General features: G+C 45.5%; 17 protein-coding genes. 6 read left to right on the top strand and 11 right to left on the bottom strand.

Features of this window, described 5'->3' with window-relative positions; genetic code table 11:
* Both Q7A_RS04590 and Q7A_RS04585 read right to left on the bottom strand, forming a co-directional pair.
* Window positions 1–723: a 3'-5' exonuclease gene (locus Q7A_RS04590; protein ID WP_014706163.1), complete on the bottom strand. Its 723-nt coding sequence runs from the start codon at window positions 721–723 to the stop codon at window positions 1–3.
* 3 nt (window positions 724–726) lie between these two features.
* Entirely contained in the window at window positions 727–2,622 is a 1,896-nt protein-coding gene (locus Q7A_RS04585; protein ID WP_014706162.1) for a DUF294 nucleotidyltransferase-like domain-containing protein, read from the bottom strand.
* A gap of 720 nt (window positions 2,623–3,342) precedes the next feature.
* Between Q7A_RS04585 and Q7A_RS04580 the strand changes: the two genes are divergently transcribed.
* Complete coding sequence (locus Q7A_RS04580; RefSeq protein WP_104934415.1) at window positions 3,343–4,320, top strand: endonuclease/exonuclease/phosphatase family protein; 978 nt, start codon at window positions 3,343–3,345, stop codon at window positions 4,318–4,320.
* Between the two features lie 286 nt (window positions 4,321–4,606).
* Here Q7A_RS04580 and Q7A_RS04575 read toward each other — a convergent pair whose 3' ends face one another.
* Entirely contained in the window at window positions 4,607–5,479 is an 873-nt protein-coding gene (locus tag Q7A_RS04575) for a PA4780 family RIO1-like protein kinase (RefSeq protein ID WP_014706159.1), read from the bottom strand.
* A gap of 374 nt (window positions 5,480–5,853) precedes the next feature.
* On the opposite strand from Q7A_RS04575, the gene Q7A_RS04570 reads away from it, so the two are divergent.
* Together Q7A_RS04570 and Q7A_RS04565 are read left to right on the top strand one after the other, a co-directional pair.
* Window positions 5,854–6,609, top strand: a complete 756-nt coding sequence (locus Q7A_RS04570; RefSeq protein WP_014706158.1) for a protein-L-isoaspartate(D-aspartate) O-methyltransferase — start codon at window positions 5,854–5,856, stop codon at window positions 6,607–6,609.
* Window positions 6,609–9,053 carry a spermine/spermidine synthase domain-containing protein gene (locus Q7A_RS04565; RefSeq protein ID WP_041354383.1) on the top strand — a complete coding sequence of 815 codons (2,445 nt, stop codon included), beginning with the start codon at window positions 6,609–6,611 and terminating at the stop codon, window positions 9,051–9,053. The genes Q7A_RS04570 and Q7A_RS04565 overlap by 1 nt, the downstream gene beginning before the upstream one ends.
* 42 nt (window positions 9,054–9,095) lie before the next feature.
* Here the strand turns inward: Q7A_RS04565 and Q7A_RS04560 are convergent, their stop codons facing one another.
* The gene (locus Q7A_RS04560; RefSeq protein WP_014706156.1) at window positions 9,096–9,437 is read right to left on the bottom strand and encodes a hypothetical protein; all 342 of its coding nucleotides are present in this window, start codon (window positions 9,435–9,437) and stop codon (window positions 9,096–9,098) included.
* 84 nt (window positions 9,438–9,521) lie between these two features.
* On the opposite strand from Q7A_RS04560, the gene Q7A_RS04555 reads away from it, so the two are divergent.
* Window positions 9,522–9,878 carry a DUF3144 domain-containing protein gene (locus Q7A_RS04555; RefSeq protein ID WP_331231975.1) on the top strand — a complete coding sequence of 119 codons (357 nt, stop codon included), beginning with the start codon at window positions 9,522–9,524 and terminating at the stop codon, window positions 9,876–9,878.
* A 328-nt stretch (window positions 9,879–10,206) separates the two neighbouring features.
* Here the strand turns inward: Q7A_RS04555 and Q7A_RS04545 are convergent, their stop codons facing one another.
* The 7 genes from Q7A_RS04545 to Q7A_RS04515 all read right to left on the bottom strand — a co-directional run bounded on the left by Q7A_RS04545 (window position 10,207) and on the right by Q7A_RS04515 (window position 14,601).
* Window positions 10,207–10,488: a type II toxin-antitoxin system RelE/ParE family toxin gene (locus Q7A_RS04545; protein ID WP_041354379.1), complete on the bottom strand. Its 282-nt coding sequence runs from the start codon at window positions 10,486–10,488 to the stop codon at window positions 10,207–10,209.
* Window positions 10,485–10,757 (bottom strand): CopG family ribbon-helix-helix protein, encoded by a 273-nt coding sequence (locus tag Q7A_RS04540; protein WP_014706152.1) that lies wholly within the window; start codon window positions 10,755–10,757, stop codon window positions 10,485–10,487. Before Q7A_RS04540 ends, Q7A_RS04545 begins: the two co-directional genes overlap by 4 nt.
* Before the next feature lie 116 nt (window positions 10,758–10,873).
* A complete protein-coding gene (locus Q7A_RS04535) occupies window positions 10,874–11,518 on the bottom strand; it encodes a class I SAM-dependent methyltransferase (protein WP_014706151.1) in 645 nt (214 codons plus the stop codon).
* A 26-nt stretch (window positions 11,519–11,544) separates the two neighbouring features.
* The gene (locus Q7A_RS04530) at window positions 11,545–12,096 is read right to left on the bottom strand and encodes a hypothetical protein (RefSeq protein WP_014706150.1); all 552 of its coding nucleotides are present in this window, start codon (window positions 12,094–12,096) and stop codon (window positions 11,545–11,547) included.
* Between the two features lie 99 nt (window positions 12,097–12,195).
* The gene (locus Q7A_RS04525) at window positions 12,196–12,597 is read right to left on the bottom strand and encodes a GFA family protein (protein ID WP_041354377.1); all 402 of its coding nucleotides are present in this window, start codon (window positions 12,595–12,597) and stop codon (window positions 12,196–12,198) included.
* Window positions 12,598–12,714: 117 nt separating this feature from the next.
* Window positions 12,715–13,496 (bottom strand): IS5 family transposase gene (locus tag Q7A_RS04520; RefSeq protein ID WP_089418560.1). Its coding sequence is split into 2 segments (ribosomal slippage): window positions 12,715–13,106 and window positions 13,106–13,496, totalling 783 coding nucleotides; the frame shifts between segments, so codons are not numbered across the junction.
* Between the two features lie 229 nt (window positions 13,497–13,725).
* Entirely contained in the window at window positions 13,726–14,601 is an 876-nt protein-coding gene (locus Q7A_RS04515; RefSeq protein WP_014706146.1) for a helix-turn-helix domain-containing protein, read from the bottom strand.
* A gap of 166 nt (window positions 14,602–14,767) precedes the next feature.
* Between Q7A_RS04515 and Q7A_RS04510 the strand changes: the two genes are divergently transcribed.
* Window positions 14,768–16,840, top strand: a complete 2,073-nt coding sequence (locus tag Q7A_RS04510; RefSeq protein WP_014706145.1) for a TonB-dependent receptor — start codon at window positions 14,768–14,770, stop codon at window positions 16,838–16,840.
* Window positions 16,840–17,970 (top strand): PepSY-associated TM helix domain-containing protein, encoded by a 1,131-nt coding sequence (locus Q7A_RS04505; RefSeq protein WP_014706144.1) that lies wholly within the window; start codon window positions 16,840–16,842, stop codon window positions 17,968–17,970. The genes Q7A_RS04510 and Q7A_RS04505 overlap by 1 nt, the downstream gene beginning before the upstream one ends.
* The last annotated feature ends 191 nt before the right edge of the window (window positions 17,971–18,161 follow it).

Raw genomic sequence — 18,161 nt, 5'->3', positions numbered from 1 at the left:
TCACTCCCACAATTGGCCAATGGCCGTTGTGGGAGAGTAATGCCTAGCCACCTGAGCTAAAAACAGCTCAGCCGTGGCCATGGCATCTACCTTGGCATGGTGAGCTGAATATGTTGGCAAACCATACCGTTGGCGGCTATTATCGAGTCGAATCGACACCGGTTGTAAGCCCAACGCTTCTTTCAACTGGTGTTTCCAACCTCTGCGCTCCCAACGCGCTTCGATTGCCATCGTATCAATCAATGGGAATAAACAATGTTCTCCCCAGAATTTATGGCATGCCATGTCCAGAAAAGGTCGCTCTATGTGTTGGTAATGAACAACCACTATACAATCACTCAATCGTTCCAGTAGCTCATCTAACACCTTTTCTAAAGGCGGTGCAGTGGCCACCTGAGAGTGAGTAATACGATGAAAGGCAATAGACTCTTCAGACAAGTTACACTTCGGCTTCACCACCTGATAATAACCATCTGATGGTCGAATACTTCGCAAGGTAAAAGGCACTAGACCGAAGCTGACTATTTCGTTGTATCGTGGGTCTAATCCAGTTGTCTCAAAATCCAGAGCCAGAAACGACACTTCTGACAGTGGCACCTCGGGATCCGTCAACGGCATTTGATAAAAGCGTTGTAGTATAGGATTCCTACAAGCTTTGGCCTGCTGCGCTTGATAACGCTGCCACTCATCAATCACACTCTGTTGCGATCGTTTTTTAAACATTCACTATGCCGAGTATGGGTAACGATAAGGAAGAAAATTCTGTGCATTATTGACCACCTGGAAAGCCTCTTTCAAATTGTGACGCTCTGCTGTGTCAATATTTTCTGGTTCAATAGCATTGTCTATCGCCTGATCATTTCGTAGTTCAAACGCTTGATGACGCATGCGCACTAAAGCAATAAACTCCAGCGCATACTGTAGTTTATCGACCTGGCCAGCAGGTAAAATATTTGCATGCTCAATATCCCGCAAACGTTCAGCGCTGTTCTGAGCTTTCGAACCAACCGCTAACGCATGCACACGAATCACATCCGTTATAGGAGCCAAACCTCGACCCTTGATATTAATCACCTTGTGCTGGCGACCATCGGTTTCCATCACAAAGGTACGAAAGAAACCCAAAGGTGGTCTTCGATTAGAGGCATTACGTGCCATTGCACCCAAAAAACGTGGATTATAACGCGCTTTGGTTGCAATCATGTCTTGCAGGTTTTCCACTAAATATTCTTCGCCATACACAGCATCCAGATCGAAAAAAATACAGCTGTGTAAAAGCCGTTGAGGATCGGGGTCAGCAATCCACTCATCGAAATAGCGGCGCCATTGGGCGAGGGGCTGCCGCCATTGTTCATTGGTGGCCATAATGCCGCCTTTACAGTATTCGTAGCCACAGGCATCCAAACCATCGCTGACTTTTTTCGCCAACATTTTAAAGTATTCATCGTGATGCTGGGGATCGAAACTATCATGCAAAACAAGCGCATTATCCTGATCCGTTATTACCGATTGCTCGTGGCGAGCCAAAGAACCATGCACCATAAAGCAATAAGGTATAGGCGCTGGTCCTAACTCATCTTCAGCCAGTTCGATCAAACGCCGCATCAGGCTACGGCCGATACTGGACATAGCGTCGCCAATCATCTTTGCATTAGAGCCAGCATCTACCAGGCGTATGAAAGCGGCGCGTATTTCTGGAATCAACCGTGACAAATCACGTACAGAGTTCCGGCTAAAAATATTACTGGCCAAATACAGGCTGCTGTTGGTTTCGTAACGAACGATATCAGACAGATGTAAAACCCCAACCGGGCGACGTCGATGCAGCACTGGTAACCGCTGAATATGATTACGCAACATCGTCAACATGGCCTCGTTGACAGATTCATCAGACTGAATAGTAATTAAGCGACCATCACTAAGTTGACCTACCGGCCTATCCGTTTTAACTCCGGCAGCAACAACCTGAGACCTTAAATCTTCATCGGTAACCATGCCTTTCAGCCGCCAGAGTCCCCCCTCATCACCTCTAAAGACGCCATCACTATCTTCCTCATCTGCGGGCTCAATTAAAAGTACTGAAGAAACCACATTTTCAGTCATCAGGCGAGCGGCCTCCTGAATCGATACTGTGATTTCAACCATCAGGGGCAAACGACTGATCAACTTTCGTACCCGCGTGGTCATCAAGTCATTTTCACGCAGGCTCTCGTCTACCGTGCTTTTCAAACGCGAACCAGACAGCTCCACAAAATCAGCAAAGCTATCATTGTCACATAGGCGATCAAAAATAGTCTTGGGGATTTGATAAAGCAAGGTATCCTCTATGGCCTTTACAGGAAATCGGACCTTACCTTGTCGCAAAAGACCAAGTTGACCAAAAATATCTCCTTCTTCCAAACGGTTATAGAGCTCACCATTATAGTGATAGGTCTCGACAGCGCCGCTTCGAATATATGAGAGTGCGTGGATAGGTTGCCCTCGTTCGAGGATTATTGAATCTGCCTTAAAATAGGTAATCTCAATATTGCCCACGACATCATCTAACAACTCATCCAGCAACTTATCAAATGGGGGATTTTGACTCAAGTGATCGCGTATTTCTCGAAGTTCTGCTTCCATGAAAATCTCTAATAAACAGTGGTAATAGTCGGTTACCCAAAGCGACATGTAAACTATGAGTATTGGTCAAGTAAATCAGGTCACCGCTTAGTAGAAAAACCTAGACCTGTACCCGTAGGGTGGGCGATAAACCATCACTATGTTGTTGAGGCCTAAATTGGCTATGATAGACGATCATTTAGCTAATTACTGCATGCTTTGCCTCAACAAAATATTAACAGCAATTTAAAAGTGCCTACTGTGGCTCAGTTTTCGACTATTGTTGACACGAGATAAATGAGCTGTTTACAAAAAAACCGCAGGAGTACTGACAGTCGTCAATAAAGAAAACTTCAGACCAGCCTTTGACTATTATTGGCCTTGACATTAACTACGTAAGTGCCTTTATTTCTCAACTACCGCTTTCGCGAATACCGTTAACACCAGCTGCCTGAATAGCCCGAAAAACATATAGGGAAACTTCATTCCTTAAAGCTTTAGCCTTTTGCCAAATAAAATGAAAAAGTTTATTGATTGTCATTAAGTTCAATACCTTCAATATTTTGACTGTTCGAAAAGCCCTTTTATGCTAACGTCACAAATGCTTACCACACTGACTCTGGAATCCTTTTGAACCCGATATATTTATTTGCACCGCTAGTATTCTTGTTGCTTTGTGTTTCCTTTCTCAGCTTATCAAGCAAAGAGATATGGTGGGTTCGTGTACATGATTTTCCGCGAATGCAATATATTGTATTGGCGATTGTATTGTTGATCGCCGAGGTTCTTTTTCTGGATTATTCAAATCTCAGTTTCTGGCTACTGTTCTTACCAACGTTGTTTGTTATTGCTTATCAACTATGGTGGATAGTGCCTTACACAAGGTTTTATTCCCGAGAAGTGCCTCAAACTTCTAATCTGGACTCTGAAAATAGTATAAAAATCATGACAGCAAATGTGCTGATGTCGAACAGGAAAGCTGAAAAACTTATCGAGCTGGTTAGGGGAAATAATCCAGATATTTTAGTCACGCTGGAAACTGATCAATGGTGGCAAACACAACTCGAACCGATTGAAAAGGACTACCCGTATCGGATGAGTTGCCCTCAGGAAAACCTGTATGGCATGCATGTGTTTTCCCGGTTCCTGTTATCGGAATCTACGACAGAGTTTTTGGTGGAAGACGATATTCCATCCATGCATACATTGTTAACTTTGCCATCAGGAGAGAATATTCGTATTCATTTTCTGCACCCTGCTCCACCAAGCCCTACAGAAAATGAAGAATCCTCTGAACGCGATGCTGAACTCATTATGATTGCCAAAAGCGTAGCCGATGCCGATATTCCGGTGATAGTCACAGGGGATCTTAATGATGTTGCCTGGTCGCCTACCACACGATTATTTCGTAAGGTAAGTAAATTATTAGATCCCCGGATAGGTAGAGGCATGTTTAATACATTTCATGCTGATTATTGGTTTATGCGCTGGCCTCTTGATCATCTATTCCATAGTAAACATTTTAAACTTTATGATATTCGTCGTTTATCCCATTTTGGCTCTGATCATTTTGCTTTATTTACACAGTTGAGCTTAGTCAATTCTGATAGTTTCGAATCACGGTCTGGAATTAAGGCTGATAATGATGATAAAAAATTTGCCAGCGAAAAACTGTCTTCAGAAAATGTCAGTGACGCTGATGTACCTACTCCAAACTGAAATGTCTATTTATGTTTGATAACTTAACTTTAAGGAAATACATTTTGAATTTACCCAAACAACTGTCAACAGGGCTTATTCTGTTTTTTTGATGTTGACTGGATGTGGACACTATAAAGCATGGACATCTGCCACCAGGTCATGATCCGTCCGGCCCTGGAAACAGTGAAAACGCCAGGGCATAATAAAGATAAGAAATATTAAAATGGGAATCTTTCCTAAAAAAAATGCTCTTTTTTATTTGTTTATGTTTATCGACTTTTTTATGATGAATATGTTTTAACTTTTAATCATCCTTATCACGTAACCACAATTGTCTTTGTTGTTCTTCAGCCAGGATCGCTTTGATTTCAAGCATCACCCCATCCACATCAGCGGCTTGCGCGTCTTCTTCAAATTGGCCGGTGAGTTCTGTATCAGGCAGTAATTCGCCATTCTCGAATAGCGACCATATTTCTTTTTCGAAATGCGTGTTGCGTAATTCTGGTGCGAATTGGGCATAGTAACGCGTCATATTTTGTACATCACGAGTTAACATGGCTTGTGCATTATTATTGGCCACCGCATTCACCGCTTGGGGAAGATCGATAATCACGGGACCATGCGCATCGACCAGCACATTAAATTCTGATAAATCGCCATGAACTAAACCTGCGCAGAGCATTTTCTTCACAGAATGCATGACCATTAGATGGTCTTCGATAGCTTGCTCGGCAGACATGGATACATCGTTGAGGCGCGGTGCAACATCGCCATCCTCATCCGTAATCAACTCCATCAATAACACACCATTCAGACAATCATAGGGTTGAGGAACTCGCACACCCGCACTGGCAAGCAAATACAATGCATCGACTTCAGCATTTTGCCAGGTTTCTTCTTGCTGCTGACGACCAAATTTAGATCCTTTTTCCATCGCCCGGCCGCGGCGGCTATTACGTACTTTTCGTCCTTCCTGGTATTGAACGGCTTTTTTAAAGCTACGCTTGATGGCATCTTTATAGACCTTGGCACAGCGTATTTCATCACCACATTTAACGACATAGACATCAGCTTCTTTGCCGCTCATTAAACGACTAATCACCTCGTCCACTAAGCCATCATCAACAAGCGGCTGAATTTGTTTTGGTATTTTCATTATTCGGGTTTTATCGCTCAAACGTATCCAGTAAAAGATACCGTGTAGTATAAACTACAGCCGCTTGTTTAAACTGGTGCATCGTGTGGTCAGTCACTGCCGACCCCCTTGATTTTCCGAATGATGAAGTGTTGCAGATATCCTGAAAGATCCAGTCTAGCTCGTCTGGCCATGTTCATCTCCTTTTGAACGAAGTTGTTTTTACTAAGTAAAAAATCACTGTTAATTAATTTTCAATTGATTCTGACTCTTTTGATTTTAAATGGCTGAAGGGTGTCTGGTAAATTAGTGGCGATTCAGACATCCTTGACTAATAGTGTCTGGTCCTTGATTTCTTCATAGTATCTTGAAAATAAAGAGCTATTTCCCAGCTAAACAGGTTGGAGAGATGAAAGATGAATATGGGATATATATCCAGTACGGCGACTGGTATCTTGTTGTTGATTCTATGGTCTATCGGGCTGAGTCCAAATTTAGTGCTCGCGGCAGACGATTTCCAGCAGCAACGTGAAGGACTGATTGAACAAATTCGGGATGATGTGCGTACCAGCAGTGTCGTCCTGGGCAAATCCCGGCTCGATGACAACGTATTAAAAGCCATGGCAACTGTGCCACGACACGAGTTTGTTCCAGAAAAGCACCGACATCAATCGTACCGTAACAGACCTCTTCCAATAGGTTACGGTCAGACAATTTCCCAGCCAGCCATCGTGGCGATGATGACAGATCTGTTGCAGCTTGAGTCAACAGATAAGGCATTGGAAATTGGCACCGGTTCCGGTTATCAGGCGGCAATACTGGCTGAATTGGTAGAACAGGTATTCAGTATCGAGATCGTACCTGAACTGGCCGAGCGGGCGGCCGTTGATTTAGAGCGTACCGGTTATCTCAATGTCACCACGCGTGAAGGCGATGGCTACTTCGGCTGGGAAGAAGAAGCCCCGTTTGATGCCATCATTGTTACGGCGGCGAGCGATCATATTCCACCCCCGTTACTGAAGCAGCTCAAACCCGGTGGCCGCATGGTGATTCCGGTTGGCAGCCGATTTATGGTGCAGCATCTGGTGCTGGTCACCAAAGACGCTGACGATAATATCGTGACAGAGCAATTGCTGCCGGTACGCTTTGTACCGCTGACCAGCCAGCGCTGATGTTTCGACTTTCCGTAGTCTACCTGCTCGGCATTACCCTGATATCTGCCTCAGCGCTAGCGTATCAAGTGTTGTTACTGCGACTATTTTCGATCATTCAATGGCATCATTTTGCTTTTATGATCATCAGCCTGGCTTTACTTGGTTATGGTGTCAGCGGCGTGTTCCTGGCACTGGCCCGGGACTATGTCAGCCGGCATTTTCCGTCGGTTATCATGATCAACCTGTTGTTGCTGGCCCTGTCCATGCCGCTGTGTTTTATGCTGGCCCAGGAATTGCCGTTTAATCCGTCGGAATTATTGTGGGACCCTTGGCAACTGCTTTACTGGCTGGTCGTTTACCTGGTATTGGCCGTGCCGTTCTTTTTTGCAGCCAATATTATCGGTTTGTCGTTTTATCAGTTCCGGACAGGGATCACGACACTTTATGCTGCTGATTTGCTGGGTGCTGCGCTGGGTAGTATCGGTATTATTGTCTTGCTGTTTGGTTTATTGGTTGAGCAGATTTTAGTAATTTTGCCCTGCCTGGTCTTGTTTGCCGGGTTGTTGCTGGTGTCGCTGGCATGGAAAAACTCCGGGACAAAAAAACTGGCCTGGCAAGCGCTGATAATCGGCGTGGCAGTACTGATACTGGTTCTGGTGCCGGCATCGCTGCAACTGCAAATGTCACCCTATAAAAGCCATAGCCAACTCATGACGATACCCCAGACCGAGATAGTGAAAACCTATTCCAGCCCGCTTGGCGTATTGAATGTAGTAGAAAGCAAGGCGGTACCACTGCGTTATGCGCCCGGTCTCAGTATCAGCAGTGAAGCGAAGTTGCCGGAACAACTGGGGGTCTTCAGTGATGGCGACGCGATGACCGCTATCAACCGTTTTGATGGCAATCCCTTAACATTAGAGTATCTGCGGCAGACTACTTCCGCCTTGCCCTACCAGTTTGATGCGATAGACGATGTGCTGGTTCTGGGCGCAGGTGCAGGCAGCGATGTGTTGCAGGCACTGTTATTTGGTGCAACACGGATAGATGCGGTGGAACAGAATCCACAGATGATACGTTTGCTAAAAAACGATTATGCTGAGTTTGCTGGAGGACTTTATTCCTTGCCACAGGTATCGGTGCATCAGTCCGAGGCCAGGTCTTTTGTTACACGAACCGAAAATCAGTATGACCTGATAACGATGTCGAAGATCGATGGCTCGGGCATGTCTTCCGGTGGTTTGTACTCAATGACGGAAAATTATCTTTATACCGTTGAGGCGATGCAGCAATATCTGCAGCATTTGAAACCGGACGGTTATTTGAGTCTGACGCGCCGAGCCATACTACCGCCGCGTGATATGCCCAAATTAGTGGCGACTCTGAAACAATTACCACAGGTGACAGTATCACAAAGCCTGATCCTGATCCGTAGCTGGCAGACGAGCACCCTGCTGCTCAAGAATGGTGTGGTGACTGATGATGAAATCAGTCGCCTCAAACACTTCAGTCAGCAGAATAATTTTGATCTGGCCTATTATCCGGGTATCACTCCCGGGGAAGTAAATCGGTTTCATAAGCTCAGTCAGCCTTATCTTTACCAGGCGGCATCTGCGTTGGCGGGATCTGAAGGCGATAAATTTATCGAAGATTACAAGTTTAATCTCCGGCCGGCGACAGATGATCAGCCGTATTTTTCCCAGTTTTTCAAATGGCAGACCTTACCGGAGATACTATCCCTGCTCAATCAGGGCAGTGTGTTCCTGTTGGAAAGCGGTTATCTGCTGTTGTTAGCGGCACTGGTGCAGGCGCTGGTGGCCAGTGCCCTGCTGTTGTTATTGCCATTATGGTTATGGCAACGGCGTCAGGGCAGGCGGGCGGCCAACCCACTGCATAAAAAAGTGCTGGGTTATTTTTTTGTACTGGGGCTGGCGTTTTTATTTGTCGAAATCGCCTTTATCCAGAAGTTTATCCTGATCCTGCATCATCCTGTTTATGCCGTCACCACCGTGATAGCCAGTTTTCTGTTGGCAGCAGGTTTGGGAAGTTATGTCTCCGGCAAACTCACTCGTATCGAGCCACAGATGCGGGTGGTTGCCGTGGTTGTCGGTATCGGCCTGTTGAGCCTGGTTTATCTGCTGGCCTTTGGTTCGATATCGGCATTTTTATTACAACAAAACGATGTTCTGCGATATATGCTGGCGGTTGTACTTATACTGCCTATCGGGTTTTGTATGGGAGCACCGTTTCCAACGGGGCTGACAGTCCTGAGCCGGGAGCATGCTGATTTAATTCCCTGGGCCTGGGGCATTAACGGATTTGCTTCGGTGATGAGCCCGATTGTCGCAACTCTGATCGCCATGCAGTTTGGTTTTCGTGTTTTGATCTGTGTCGCCGTGCTTTTATATTTATTGGCGGCCTGGCTGTTTCCCGGAACTGGCAAAATCAACCGCGATTCGAACTAAGCCAATCTATGTGTAATTGAGGGCAGAGTCGATTGATATTGATTATCCCAATCTGAGCGCCCAATTACCATTGTGCTGCTGAAGACAATTCTCTTCAGTATCGTATGAGACGTGGTCAACAATACGTTTGAGTTTGATATCCATCGTCTTAAATTCGGATTGAATAAGTGATATCAACGTTTGGCTGTCATCTGATTGAAGGTAATTGTTCAAATTCTCATTTGTATCAAATACACAAACAACCATTAAGCTATTTGGATAATCATCATAGTTCACCAAGTGCGTTAGCCACTGAAAACCAGCGATATCTTTTAATGCCTGTTCACATACATAGGTCAATTTTAGCCGAAGTTCGTTATCAATTTTTTTATCTGTTTTACGCATAGTTCATATTTTGACTGACTTTGGCAAAGCTAAATGGTTCAGGTTTTTCTATCTGATATTATGTGTTGCGTTCGATAAGTTTATATAGCCAATAGAAACCTCATCAAGACTGCTATTAAATTTCAAATCAATAACATTAATGAGAGAGAAAGAATGAGTGATAATGCACCAACAAAAACATTTCAACAACGTGCCGATGAGTTCATTGCCCTTGCTAATCAGCAAGCAGCAGGTACTAGTGTAGAAGACGTTAATACATCAATTCTATATTCAGCCGCTCGCTTTAATGCCTTCAGCGTCGCCCGTTCTGTTGAAAGTGCAGAGAATCTGCAAGCCGAAAAACAAGCCGCAATTGAATATTTCACCCAACGTTACGCAGAAATGCTTAACCAAAACCTTGAAGAATATATTGCTCGTTTCGACAGCTATACACAGAAATGATTAATCAATAAAATGCTGAACACACAACGCTCTGTTCGCTGTAATCAGAGCTTAGACGATGTTGATCTTTCAGAGCCACAGCTCCTACTACAGCTGCTTGTTTAAAACTGGCAGGGACTGATGGTAACTTGTTTTGACAAGCACAAGTGAAGTTTTCACTTATGCTGTTTGTGAGATTGAGCATGGAAGAAATGTATGGGGCAGTCATTGCCCTTTCCTTTAATCCAAAAATAAATCTGTCCCATTTTGCTTGTCTCTTATCGCATTACTCACAAGAAAATAACGAGCGCCAATGAGTTATTTTCCGACGCAGTAACGTGTTAAATTGCTATCGCTCATTTTCAAGCCCATGCCATATCCGAAGGATAATGATCGTGTTGGTGTGCACTGAATAACGAACAACGTATTTTCCAAAAACCATATCACGGATGACATCAGGTACTGGTGCCAGCTTTACCGGAGAGCCCATTTTTGGAAACTCTGGTAACAGCTCAATTTTGGTAATCAACTCTGCTGCTATTCTACTGGCTGCGGTTGGGTTGTGAACTGCAATAAACTCCCGCAAGCGCTTTAAGTCTCCGATGGCATTGTCGGTATAAACTAACTTCACTTACCAGACCCCGGCGCCCCCGACTCTTCTTCTGTGCCCCAACTGCTTAACCAGTTATGTACTTCACTGGCATCAACAACTTTTCCCTTGGCAGCAGATTCCATAGCATCTAAGGTTTGTTGCCAGCGTTCTTGCTCAAGCTGTTGCTTATCAATGTATTCCGCTAGGGCCTGGTTGATCACCCACCCTTTGCTCCGCTGAAGCCTGCTTGCAATGGCTTCCAACTGATGCTCGACCTCAGCCTGTAAGCGAACTGTTGTAACACTCATGATGAGCTCCTCTCAGCCAATAACAATGTAATACATTGTAGCCAAGAAGAATTCGCAAAGCAATTTAACGCCTGCGCCTGCCATCACGCGATTGTCGCGTGCAGTGCAGGGCATTGTTAGGCATTGCATACGATAATATTAATGACTTTGTTCACATGGGCTCCTGTATTACTCAGCCCACTTTCGTTGTGCTGAAAAGTGTTTATTGTTTGGAAGCCGGAAGAGCGCAGTAGAGCAAGGGCTTCCGTCTCATCATAGAGATTAAAGCCGTACGGCACGAATGGAAGATCCTTCATAAAGGAACGGTCTCCATAGGCAATACAAAATTGACCGCCCGGTTTCATTACCCGCCGAATCTCCATAAGGTGATCACCGGGATTTTCCAAAAAATACAGGGTGTGGACTGCCATCACTTTATCGAATGAATTCGCTTCAAAGAGAATCTGCTCAGAGCTCCCCTGTAGAAAATTCGCACGTTCCTGTTCTACCAAGTGCACATTGAGGCGTTGAGCCTCAGCCACCATCTCAGGAGACCAATCGAGCCCTGTATAGGAGATATTGTCTGCTGCATTAATGATATCGACTACAAACGCTCCATTCCCTGGGCCAATTTCCAACAATGAATCGGATGCCCTTAGTTGCAGAAGGTCAATGCATTTATGGTTGAGAACACGGTTTGCGTCATTCATCCTCTTCGCAACTTCTGGCGCTTCAACACCATTGGGACACCGCAACTGGGATGCAAGTCTTGGTGCTTCCATGTGACCCCCTTGAGCAGCCTAACGCATCAGTCTGTCGTCGATGAAGCAGGTCGGCTGGACTGACTTGTTACATTCGAATATTGTTCTGATATGTATTGATAAAATTCATCTGGATTATCAAGTTTTATTTCTGGAAACACATAAGCATAAACACTATCCAAATAAATCAATATTAACCCAGAAGAGGTGCGTTCTATTTTTTTAACTATCTCCCGGGAATGATAGCCTTTATATCCATTGCCCTCGGAAACTATACCTTCGCTGGAAAATATAAACTTATGACTCCCGCAAAATACGCCACTTTCAAGAGGCTCAAATGCTTTACGTATTTTGAGCATATTGAAGAAGAATAAGGCTGATATTAGAACGAAGAATACGGCAACAGAAATTGCGGTCGGCCAATGAAAATGCTTGATTTGTTGAAACACAACCATAAAGACAATGGCGATAACCATCCAGACCAACAGGTTTACCCAAAAACTGTCCACCCAGGTCTTGTGGTGTTTTGGGAGCTCTTTTTCAATATATGCCTGATAAAGCTTCCAATCTTCTTTTTGTAAATCTATCTCAATTTCCATATATCCTCGAGAGTGAAACACCCTTAGCAAGCGCGGCCAGGAAATGCAGACCAAGCCGCAATGCAGTAGACGTCGCAGTGGCTGACCTTGTTAGCTGTTTTATTTGGGGCGTTCTGCAAATTGAGGTAAATCATCATGAATGTCATCCCATGCTGCTTTACTCGCCACAAAAATATGGCATGCCTTTTCTATTGCGATGTCATCATCCAAAGTCCCCACTCGAAGCCGCAGAATTTTCGGCATAGACATACGCTGACTGTATAGTGGCGAACCACATGTGTCACAAAAAAAACGCTTGGCATCTTCTGAGGATGCATAACTTCGTAAAAGATGCTTCCCTGCCACCAAATTGAAATCAGACGATTTAACTGGAGCATTTAATGCGAAAGCGGATCCATTAGACTTCCGACATTTGCTGCAGTGACAAAACATAGCTGGGCTCTGCTCACCATCAATCTCGTAGCGGATACCACCGCACAAACAACTTCCTTTTAAACTCATAACACCTTCTTTTCTTCTTAATCTTAAACGTCTGGCTGTAGGAAAAACTTTTAGCATCAAAGGGGGAATATTGGCTGATTGTTAGCTTTACCCCAATGTCTTGACTAGATAGTGTCGTCACGAAATATTGAGCCAGAGCACCAAGCATCTGATCTGCACGGCAGCCAAAAAGGACGCCAGATTCTTGGCATAGCGCGTCGCAATGCCGCGCCAACGCTTGAGATGCAGAAAGGCATTTTCAACCAGGTGGCGCTGCCGGTAGAGATGTCTGTCGTATTCACGTTGCGTCTTCCTGTTCTTTCGCGGCGGGATGACCGCTTGCATCCCCCGGTTTTTTGCTTTCTCAACAATGGCATCGCTGTCGTAACCCTTGTCGGCAATCAAGTGCTGTGCCTCAAGGCCATCAATCAATGCGTCAGCTTGAGAGCAATCCGCTCGGGTAGCCTCTGTAGCAATAATTCGGACCGGCATACCATGCGCATCCACGGCCAGGTGTACCTTTGTGTTGAGCCCCCTTTTGTGCGGCTCATCCCCTGATTGCCGCCTCGTGCGCCCGCCGCATGAGGATGAACCTTGCAGTGACTGGCATCAATCATCAGCCACTCATAGTCGGGCTCATCAATTAGGCATTCCAGCAGCACCTCCCATACCCCCCGATCTCGCCAGCGACAGAAGTGCCGGTGGGTGTTCTTCCAATCTCCGTAACTGGCGGGCAGGTCTCGCCAGGGCGCTCCCGTGCGCAGTATCCAGAACACCGCGTCAATGAACTGCCGGTTGTTGTGCGCAATGCCGCCCCATTGGCCGCGCTGTCCCGGGAGGTGCGGCTCCAGCAGTGCCCAGGTTGCATCCGAAATGTCATGTCGTCGCGCGCTCCACCATCGAAAATACCTCGCCCAGATTGATTTGAGAGCAATTATAATAAATCTCGTGACGACAGCATCTAGAATCATTTAACACAAATCGGCAAAGTATTGCCATGTCGTTACATCCTTGTAGCAATAAGATTTTAGTTACCTTATTACAATAGTTTATGGAATCAAACTAAATCAAGTTTGCTGCCCTTAAACTCTTGATTTCAGAATGTGATCAACTAGATGTGGAGAGGTTCTTAATAAAAAATTTCATGTCCTAAATCCCACTCTTGCGCCACTCACTGGGAGTTTTACCGGTGAATTTGCGAAAGGCAGCTGAAAACTTACTGGGATTACTATAACCAACGCTAAAGGCGATCTCAGTAATAGGTATGGCTGTCATCAACAGATCCTGTGCATAGTCCATACGTTTCTGAGTCAAATAGGCATAGGGAGCACAGCCTAAGGCAGCCTTAAATGCGCCGGAAAATGTTCTAACATCCATCCCAACATGGCATGCCAACTCGGCCACACTCACATCACTCGCTAGGCGACTCTCGATTAGATCCAGTGTTGTATGTAAGGCAATACCCGATAACGGATCAGGAGATCGCACCGCCGTGGTTATATAGCTCTGGAATTCAGCAAGTCGCCGTAACACAACGCCGAGACCTTCATCAAAAAAAGCCGAAGACATGCCATGAAATTCGCAATCACGCCACAATGCAGTCAATACAGATGTAAGCAAAGGATCACGATGTATTGTCGATGCAGCAGGAATAAGCCGATCGATTGAGAATGGATCTCCCACTTGATCATGATAGGCTGACAAATCGATAGCCAGTCCCAGCATTTCCGTTTTTGACCAGTACCCCTCGGCCTGAGTGTCAGGTAAGGCGATGGCTACCGACCCCGGTCTCAGCACCCCCTCTAGATTAGGTCCTGTACCACGTCGGCTCATACGACCAACATAAGCGGTGCAGAGATTAATCATTAAATGGGGGGCTGACTGGTATTCACCTTCGCTGGCCTCAAAGCGCGCATGAGCAAGTCTTGCATTGCCATCAGGATGAAAAATGACAAGTTTCGATGTAATTCCTGGCTGAGCTAGTCGCTGATGAAAATCAAGCTCATCCTGTTTTAAATCCCCCATTGCCCCACCTCACCATTCGCATCTTATTGGTACTTTTGGATTAATTAGTCCCGAAATGGAGTAGCAGCCGCCACTTTGGAAATGTATAAACATCGTAATGATAATCAATCTCAATTACGGTAGCAATGCATAACTACTGTTTTAGTCACTCTAAAAAGGAGCTGTAATGCGTAAATTTTGGTATGCGGGGTATTCGTTGCCCATTTTGGTGAATGTCGCTCTATATCCACTGGCTGCTTATAGTGAAGAAATAACTTCAACATCGCCCTCTACGAACGTTACACAACTTGATAAATTTGTGGTGACAACGGAAATGATCGAACGACCGCTAAGCGAATCTGGCCACAGCACGGCCATTTATTCTGAAGATCAGTTGCAGAATCAGGCTGGCTTAGTCACGTTACGAGATGTGCTTGATGTTACTCCGAATGTATCAATGGTGACTGGGACCGGTAAAGCCCCGACGATTCGAGGCATTGACGGCACCGGTCCGGCTGAAAATGCTATCGCCTTTTTTGCCGGAAGCCGTTCACGGTTGAGCTGGCAAATTGATGGCCGTCCTGCCAGTTATAATGAAATCGCCTTTTCTGATATGAGCTTATTCGATGTAGAACGTATCGAGATCTTACGAGGCCCTCAAAGCACACTGGTTGGACGTAACGCGATTGCTGGCACAATGGTGGTTAAAACCAAGGATCCGTTATTTGATGTGAAAGCGGCAGCTCAATACGCTTTTGGCAATGATCATCAACGGCGAAGATCTGCCATGTTGAATATTCCTGTTTTGGACGATGTACTCGCTTTTCGACTGGTCGCTGATGGATATGAACGCGAGAGTGCCGTGAATTATCAGTCCTACCCCGGGGTAAGCGATCCGGGTCAGATGGATGCCCTATCACTAAGAGCAAAAATGTTGTTTCAACCAACAAAAGATCCGGATGCACGCTTATTACTAACGGCATCACATTCCGATTTTGAAGGTCCTAACGGTGAAATTATTGCCAGACCGTTTGATGAGCTCGTATCCAACTTTCCCCAACAACCGGTACATCAACCAAGAACAACAAGTTTCGTGGCTGACATGTCTATGCCATTAAGCGATAATTTTGACCTTGAGTTAATCAGTTCCTATACCGATTTAACCTTTCTTCGCAAGGCCGTTCCCAACACAACAAATGCCCGTATCGAAACAAGCGAATATGTAATTGAACCTCGTTTACGCTACCAAGCTGATAATGGTCTGAAAGGTGTGGTCGGTCTGTATTTTTACCGTGCCCGTCAAGATGAGTTTATTGAACTGGGTAATTCGACTTTCGATGATGAGACAGACACATTCGCGACTTACACTGAAGGCGTGATTCCTTTGAGTGAGAATATCGACTTATCACTCGGTTTTCGTTACGAGAGAGAAGAACGTCAGCGCGTTGGTGGTGATGCCACCGGAATGTTGATACAGGTTGCATCTGATGAAACCTATGAAGCCTTTATGCCCAAATTCGGTATTAATTGGCGACCGACCGACAATACCAGTTTTGGCGCTATGGTATCCAGAGGCTACAACGCTGGTGGTAGCGGTGTCACCTTGGCCGCTTTTCCTGTCGTGAATTTTGACTATGACGCTGAATATGTCTGGACCTATGAACTTTATGGACGCCAGGAATTTTCTGAAGGCCGCATAAGTACTACACAGAACATCTTTTTTTCTGAGTACGATGACATGCAACTGCCTTTTGATCTGACTCCGGATAACTCCCAGGACGAAGCCTTTATTGTTCGCAATGCCGACCGCGTGAAAACCTGGGGGGCCGAACTAGGGCTGAATGTGGCCGTTACCGAAAAGCTAGACTGGTTTGGCAACGTCGGTTTGCTTGAAACAGAAATTACCAAATTTTCTGATTCTGGAGTCGAAGGAAACGACTTACAGACAGCACCTAACGTAACCGCAAACAGTGGTCTGACATGGAAAAATAAAGACTTTAGTGCCAGCACCGTTGCACACTATTCGGATGCTTACTACTCAGATGTTAACAATCGACCACGAGGTAAAACTGATCCCTATGTAGTGGTCGATGCTCAGCTTTCGTGGCAATTTAAACACCTGCGCGTTTTCGGTACCGTCAAAAATATTTTTGATAACGACAAGCCGGTGGCCCGTTCCGCCAACAGCAATCCTGCCCTGGAAACAGAAGTTCAGCTTCAGCCAAGGCTATTTATGGTTGGATTACAACTGGACTATTGATGAATATGCGTAAATTAATTGCCTGGTTACACCGCTGGCTAGGCGCTGTTTCGTCACTGTTTATTTTATTGATCGCTTTATCAGGCACGATGTTGGCATTCATGGGAGAGCTGTTTCTGCTGCAACATGGAGAGATGCTGCGTGCATCTCCACCATCAGCAAAGTCAGAATATGCCACCGCCGAAACCTTGATTGATTCAGCCACAGATGGCTACGGCAGTTCCTTTAAGACTATGGGCGTACTGATGCCACATACTCGAATCGATAAAGTGGAGACAGCCATCGTATTTGGCCTGCCGGCAGGAACTGATTCTGTCGATCAACTGCTTATGCTCAGTGTCGATCCTTGGACAGCGGCATATAAAGGCGATTTTTTGCTTCGACATACTTTTGGTCATGAATTGGTTGAATTTCATCACTCTCTACTGCTGGGAGAGGCCGGTATTCTCTTTGTTTGTGTGATAGCGCTGCTGTTGATTGTCATGTGCCTTTCCGGTCTCTATATCTGGTGGCCCAGACAAGGCAGTGTCTGGCGTAAGGCGTCGACAATATCATTTCGGGGCAACCTGAAACGCATAGTGCTTTCTCTGCATGGACTTGTCGGGGTTTGGCTGTCACTGTTGATTCTATTTTTTTCCATTAGTGGAATTGCAACGGCCAAACCCGGCTGGTTTGAGCCACTGCTTGTAGCACCAACACATGAACCACCGACAACAAGCGAGTTTGAACAGACATGTGATGGCATTATCAATGTGGGTCAAGCCCAGGCCTCTGGTAAACGTGTGTTTCCTGAACGTAATCTGGCTTTTTTCTTCCTACCAAACCGTGAAAACGGGCCATATCTGCTGACCTACAGAGCAATGGGAGATGGTAATAAGCTTGAAGGCGATGGCAGAATTTTTGTCCATGCTTCCTGTAACGACGTCGTGCATGTAGAGGATTTGCATTTGTCCGAAACACCGACACAACTGGCAAATATGATGTTATCCCTGCATGGCGGCTACAGTTTTGGAAAAACGCTCGGTGATATCCTTGTTCTGTTAGGTGGAATCGGACTAATAGGGCTCGCCGGTAGCGGTTTATACCTCTTCTTGACAGGATTCTTTCGCTCTAAACAGCAAAGTAGCTGAATAAGCGACGTCGCTTAATTGATGAGAGCCTAAGACAGCTCCGGTAGCGAACTTTCTATACATTGCGTGAGATCAACGGAGGCTGGTCAGGTAGTACCAATCGGGTAAGCCTTGCCATGTCGTTACATCCTTGTAGCGATAAGACTTTAGTTAGATTATTACATCAGTTTACGGAATCAAACTAAATCAAG

This window comes from Methylophaga nitratireducenticrescens, from assembly GCF_000260985.4.
GTDB classification, from domain to species: domain Bacteria; phylum Pseudomonadota; class Gammaproteobacteria; order Nitrosococcales; family Methylophagaceae; genus Methylophaga; species Methylophaga nitratireducenticrescens.
The sequence above is the reverse complement of the archived record's forward strand: the minus strand, read 5'-3'. Positions and strand labels throughout refer to the sequence as shown.

Bases quoted from the DNA above. Each gene is read 5' to 3' on its own strand.
- Q7A_RS04510 (WP_014706145.1), top strand. From the start codon at position 14,768: ATGCGTAAATTTTGGTATGCGGGGTATTCGTTGCCCATTTTGGTGAAT.
- Q7A_RS04570 (WP_014706158.1), top strand. From the start codon at position 5,854: ATGAATATGGGATATATATCCAGTACGGCGACTGGTATCTTGTTGTTG.
- Q7A_RS04585 (WP_014706162.1), bottom strand. From the start codon at position 2,622: ATGGAAGCAGAACTTCGAGAAATACGCGATCACTTGAGTCAAAATCCC.
- Q7A_RS04590 (WP_014706163.1), bottom strand. From the start codon at position 723: ATGTTTAAAAAACGATCGCAACAGAGTGTGATTGATGAGTGGCAGCGT.
- Q7A_RS04505 (WP_014706144.1), top strand. From the start codon at position 16,840: ATGAATATGCGTAAATTAATTGCCTGGTTACACCGCTGGCTAGGCGCT.
- Q7A_RS04525 (WP_041354377.1), bottom strand. From the start codon at position 12,597: ATGAGTTTAAAAGGAAGTTGTTTGTGCGGTGGTATCCGCTACGAGATT.
- Q7A_RS04530 (WP_014706150.1), bottom strand. From the start codon at position 12,096: ATGGAAATTGAGATAGATTTACAAAAAGAAGATTGGAAGCTTTATCAG.
- Q7A_RS04560 (WP_014706156.1), bottom strand. From the start codon at position 9,437: ATGCGTAAAACAGATAAAAAAATTGATAACGAACTTCGGCTAAAATTG.
- Q7A_RS04580 (WP_104934415.1), top strand. From the start codon at position 3,343: ATGCAATATATTGTATTGGCGATTGTATTGTTGATCGCCGAGGTTCTT.
- Q7A_RS04515 (WP_014706146.1), bottom strand. From the start codon at position 14,601: ATGGGGGATTTAAAACAGGATGAGCTTGATTTTCATCAGCGACTAGCT.
- Q7A_RS04535 (WP_014706151.1), bottom strand. From the start codon at position 11,518: ATGGAAGCACCAAGACTTGCATCCCAGTTGCGGTGTCCCAATGGTGTT.
- Q7A_RS04565 (WP_041354383.1), top strand. From the start codon at position 6,609: ATGTTTCGACTTTCCGTAGTCTACCTGCTCGGCATTACCCTGATATCT.
- Q7A_RS04540 (WP_014706152.1), bottom strand. From the start codon at position 10,757: ATGAGTGTTACAACAGTTCGCTTACAGGCTGAGGTCGAGCATCAGTTG.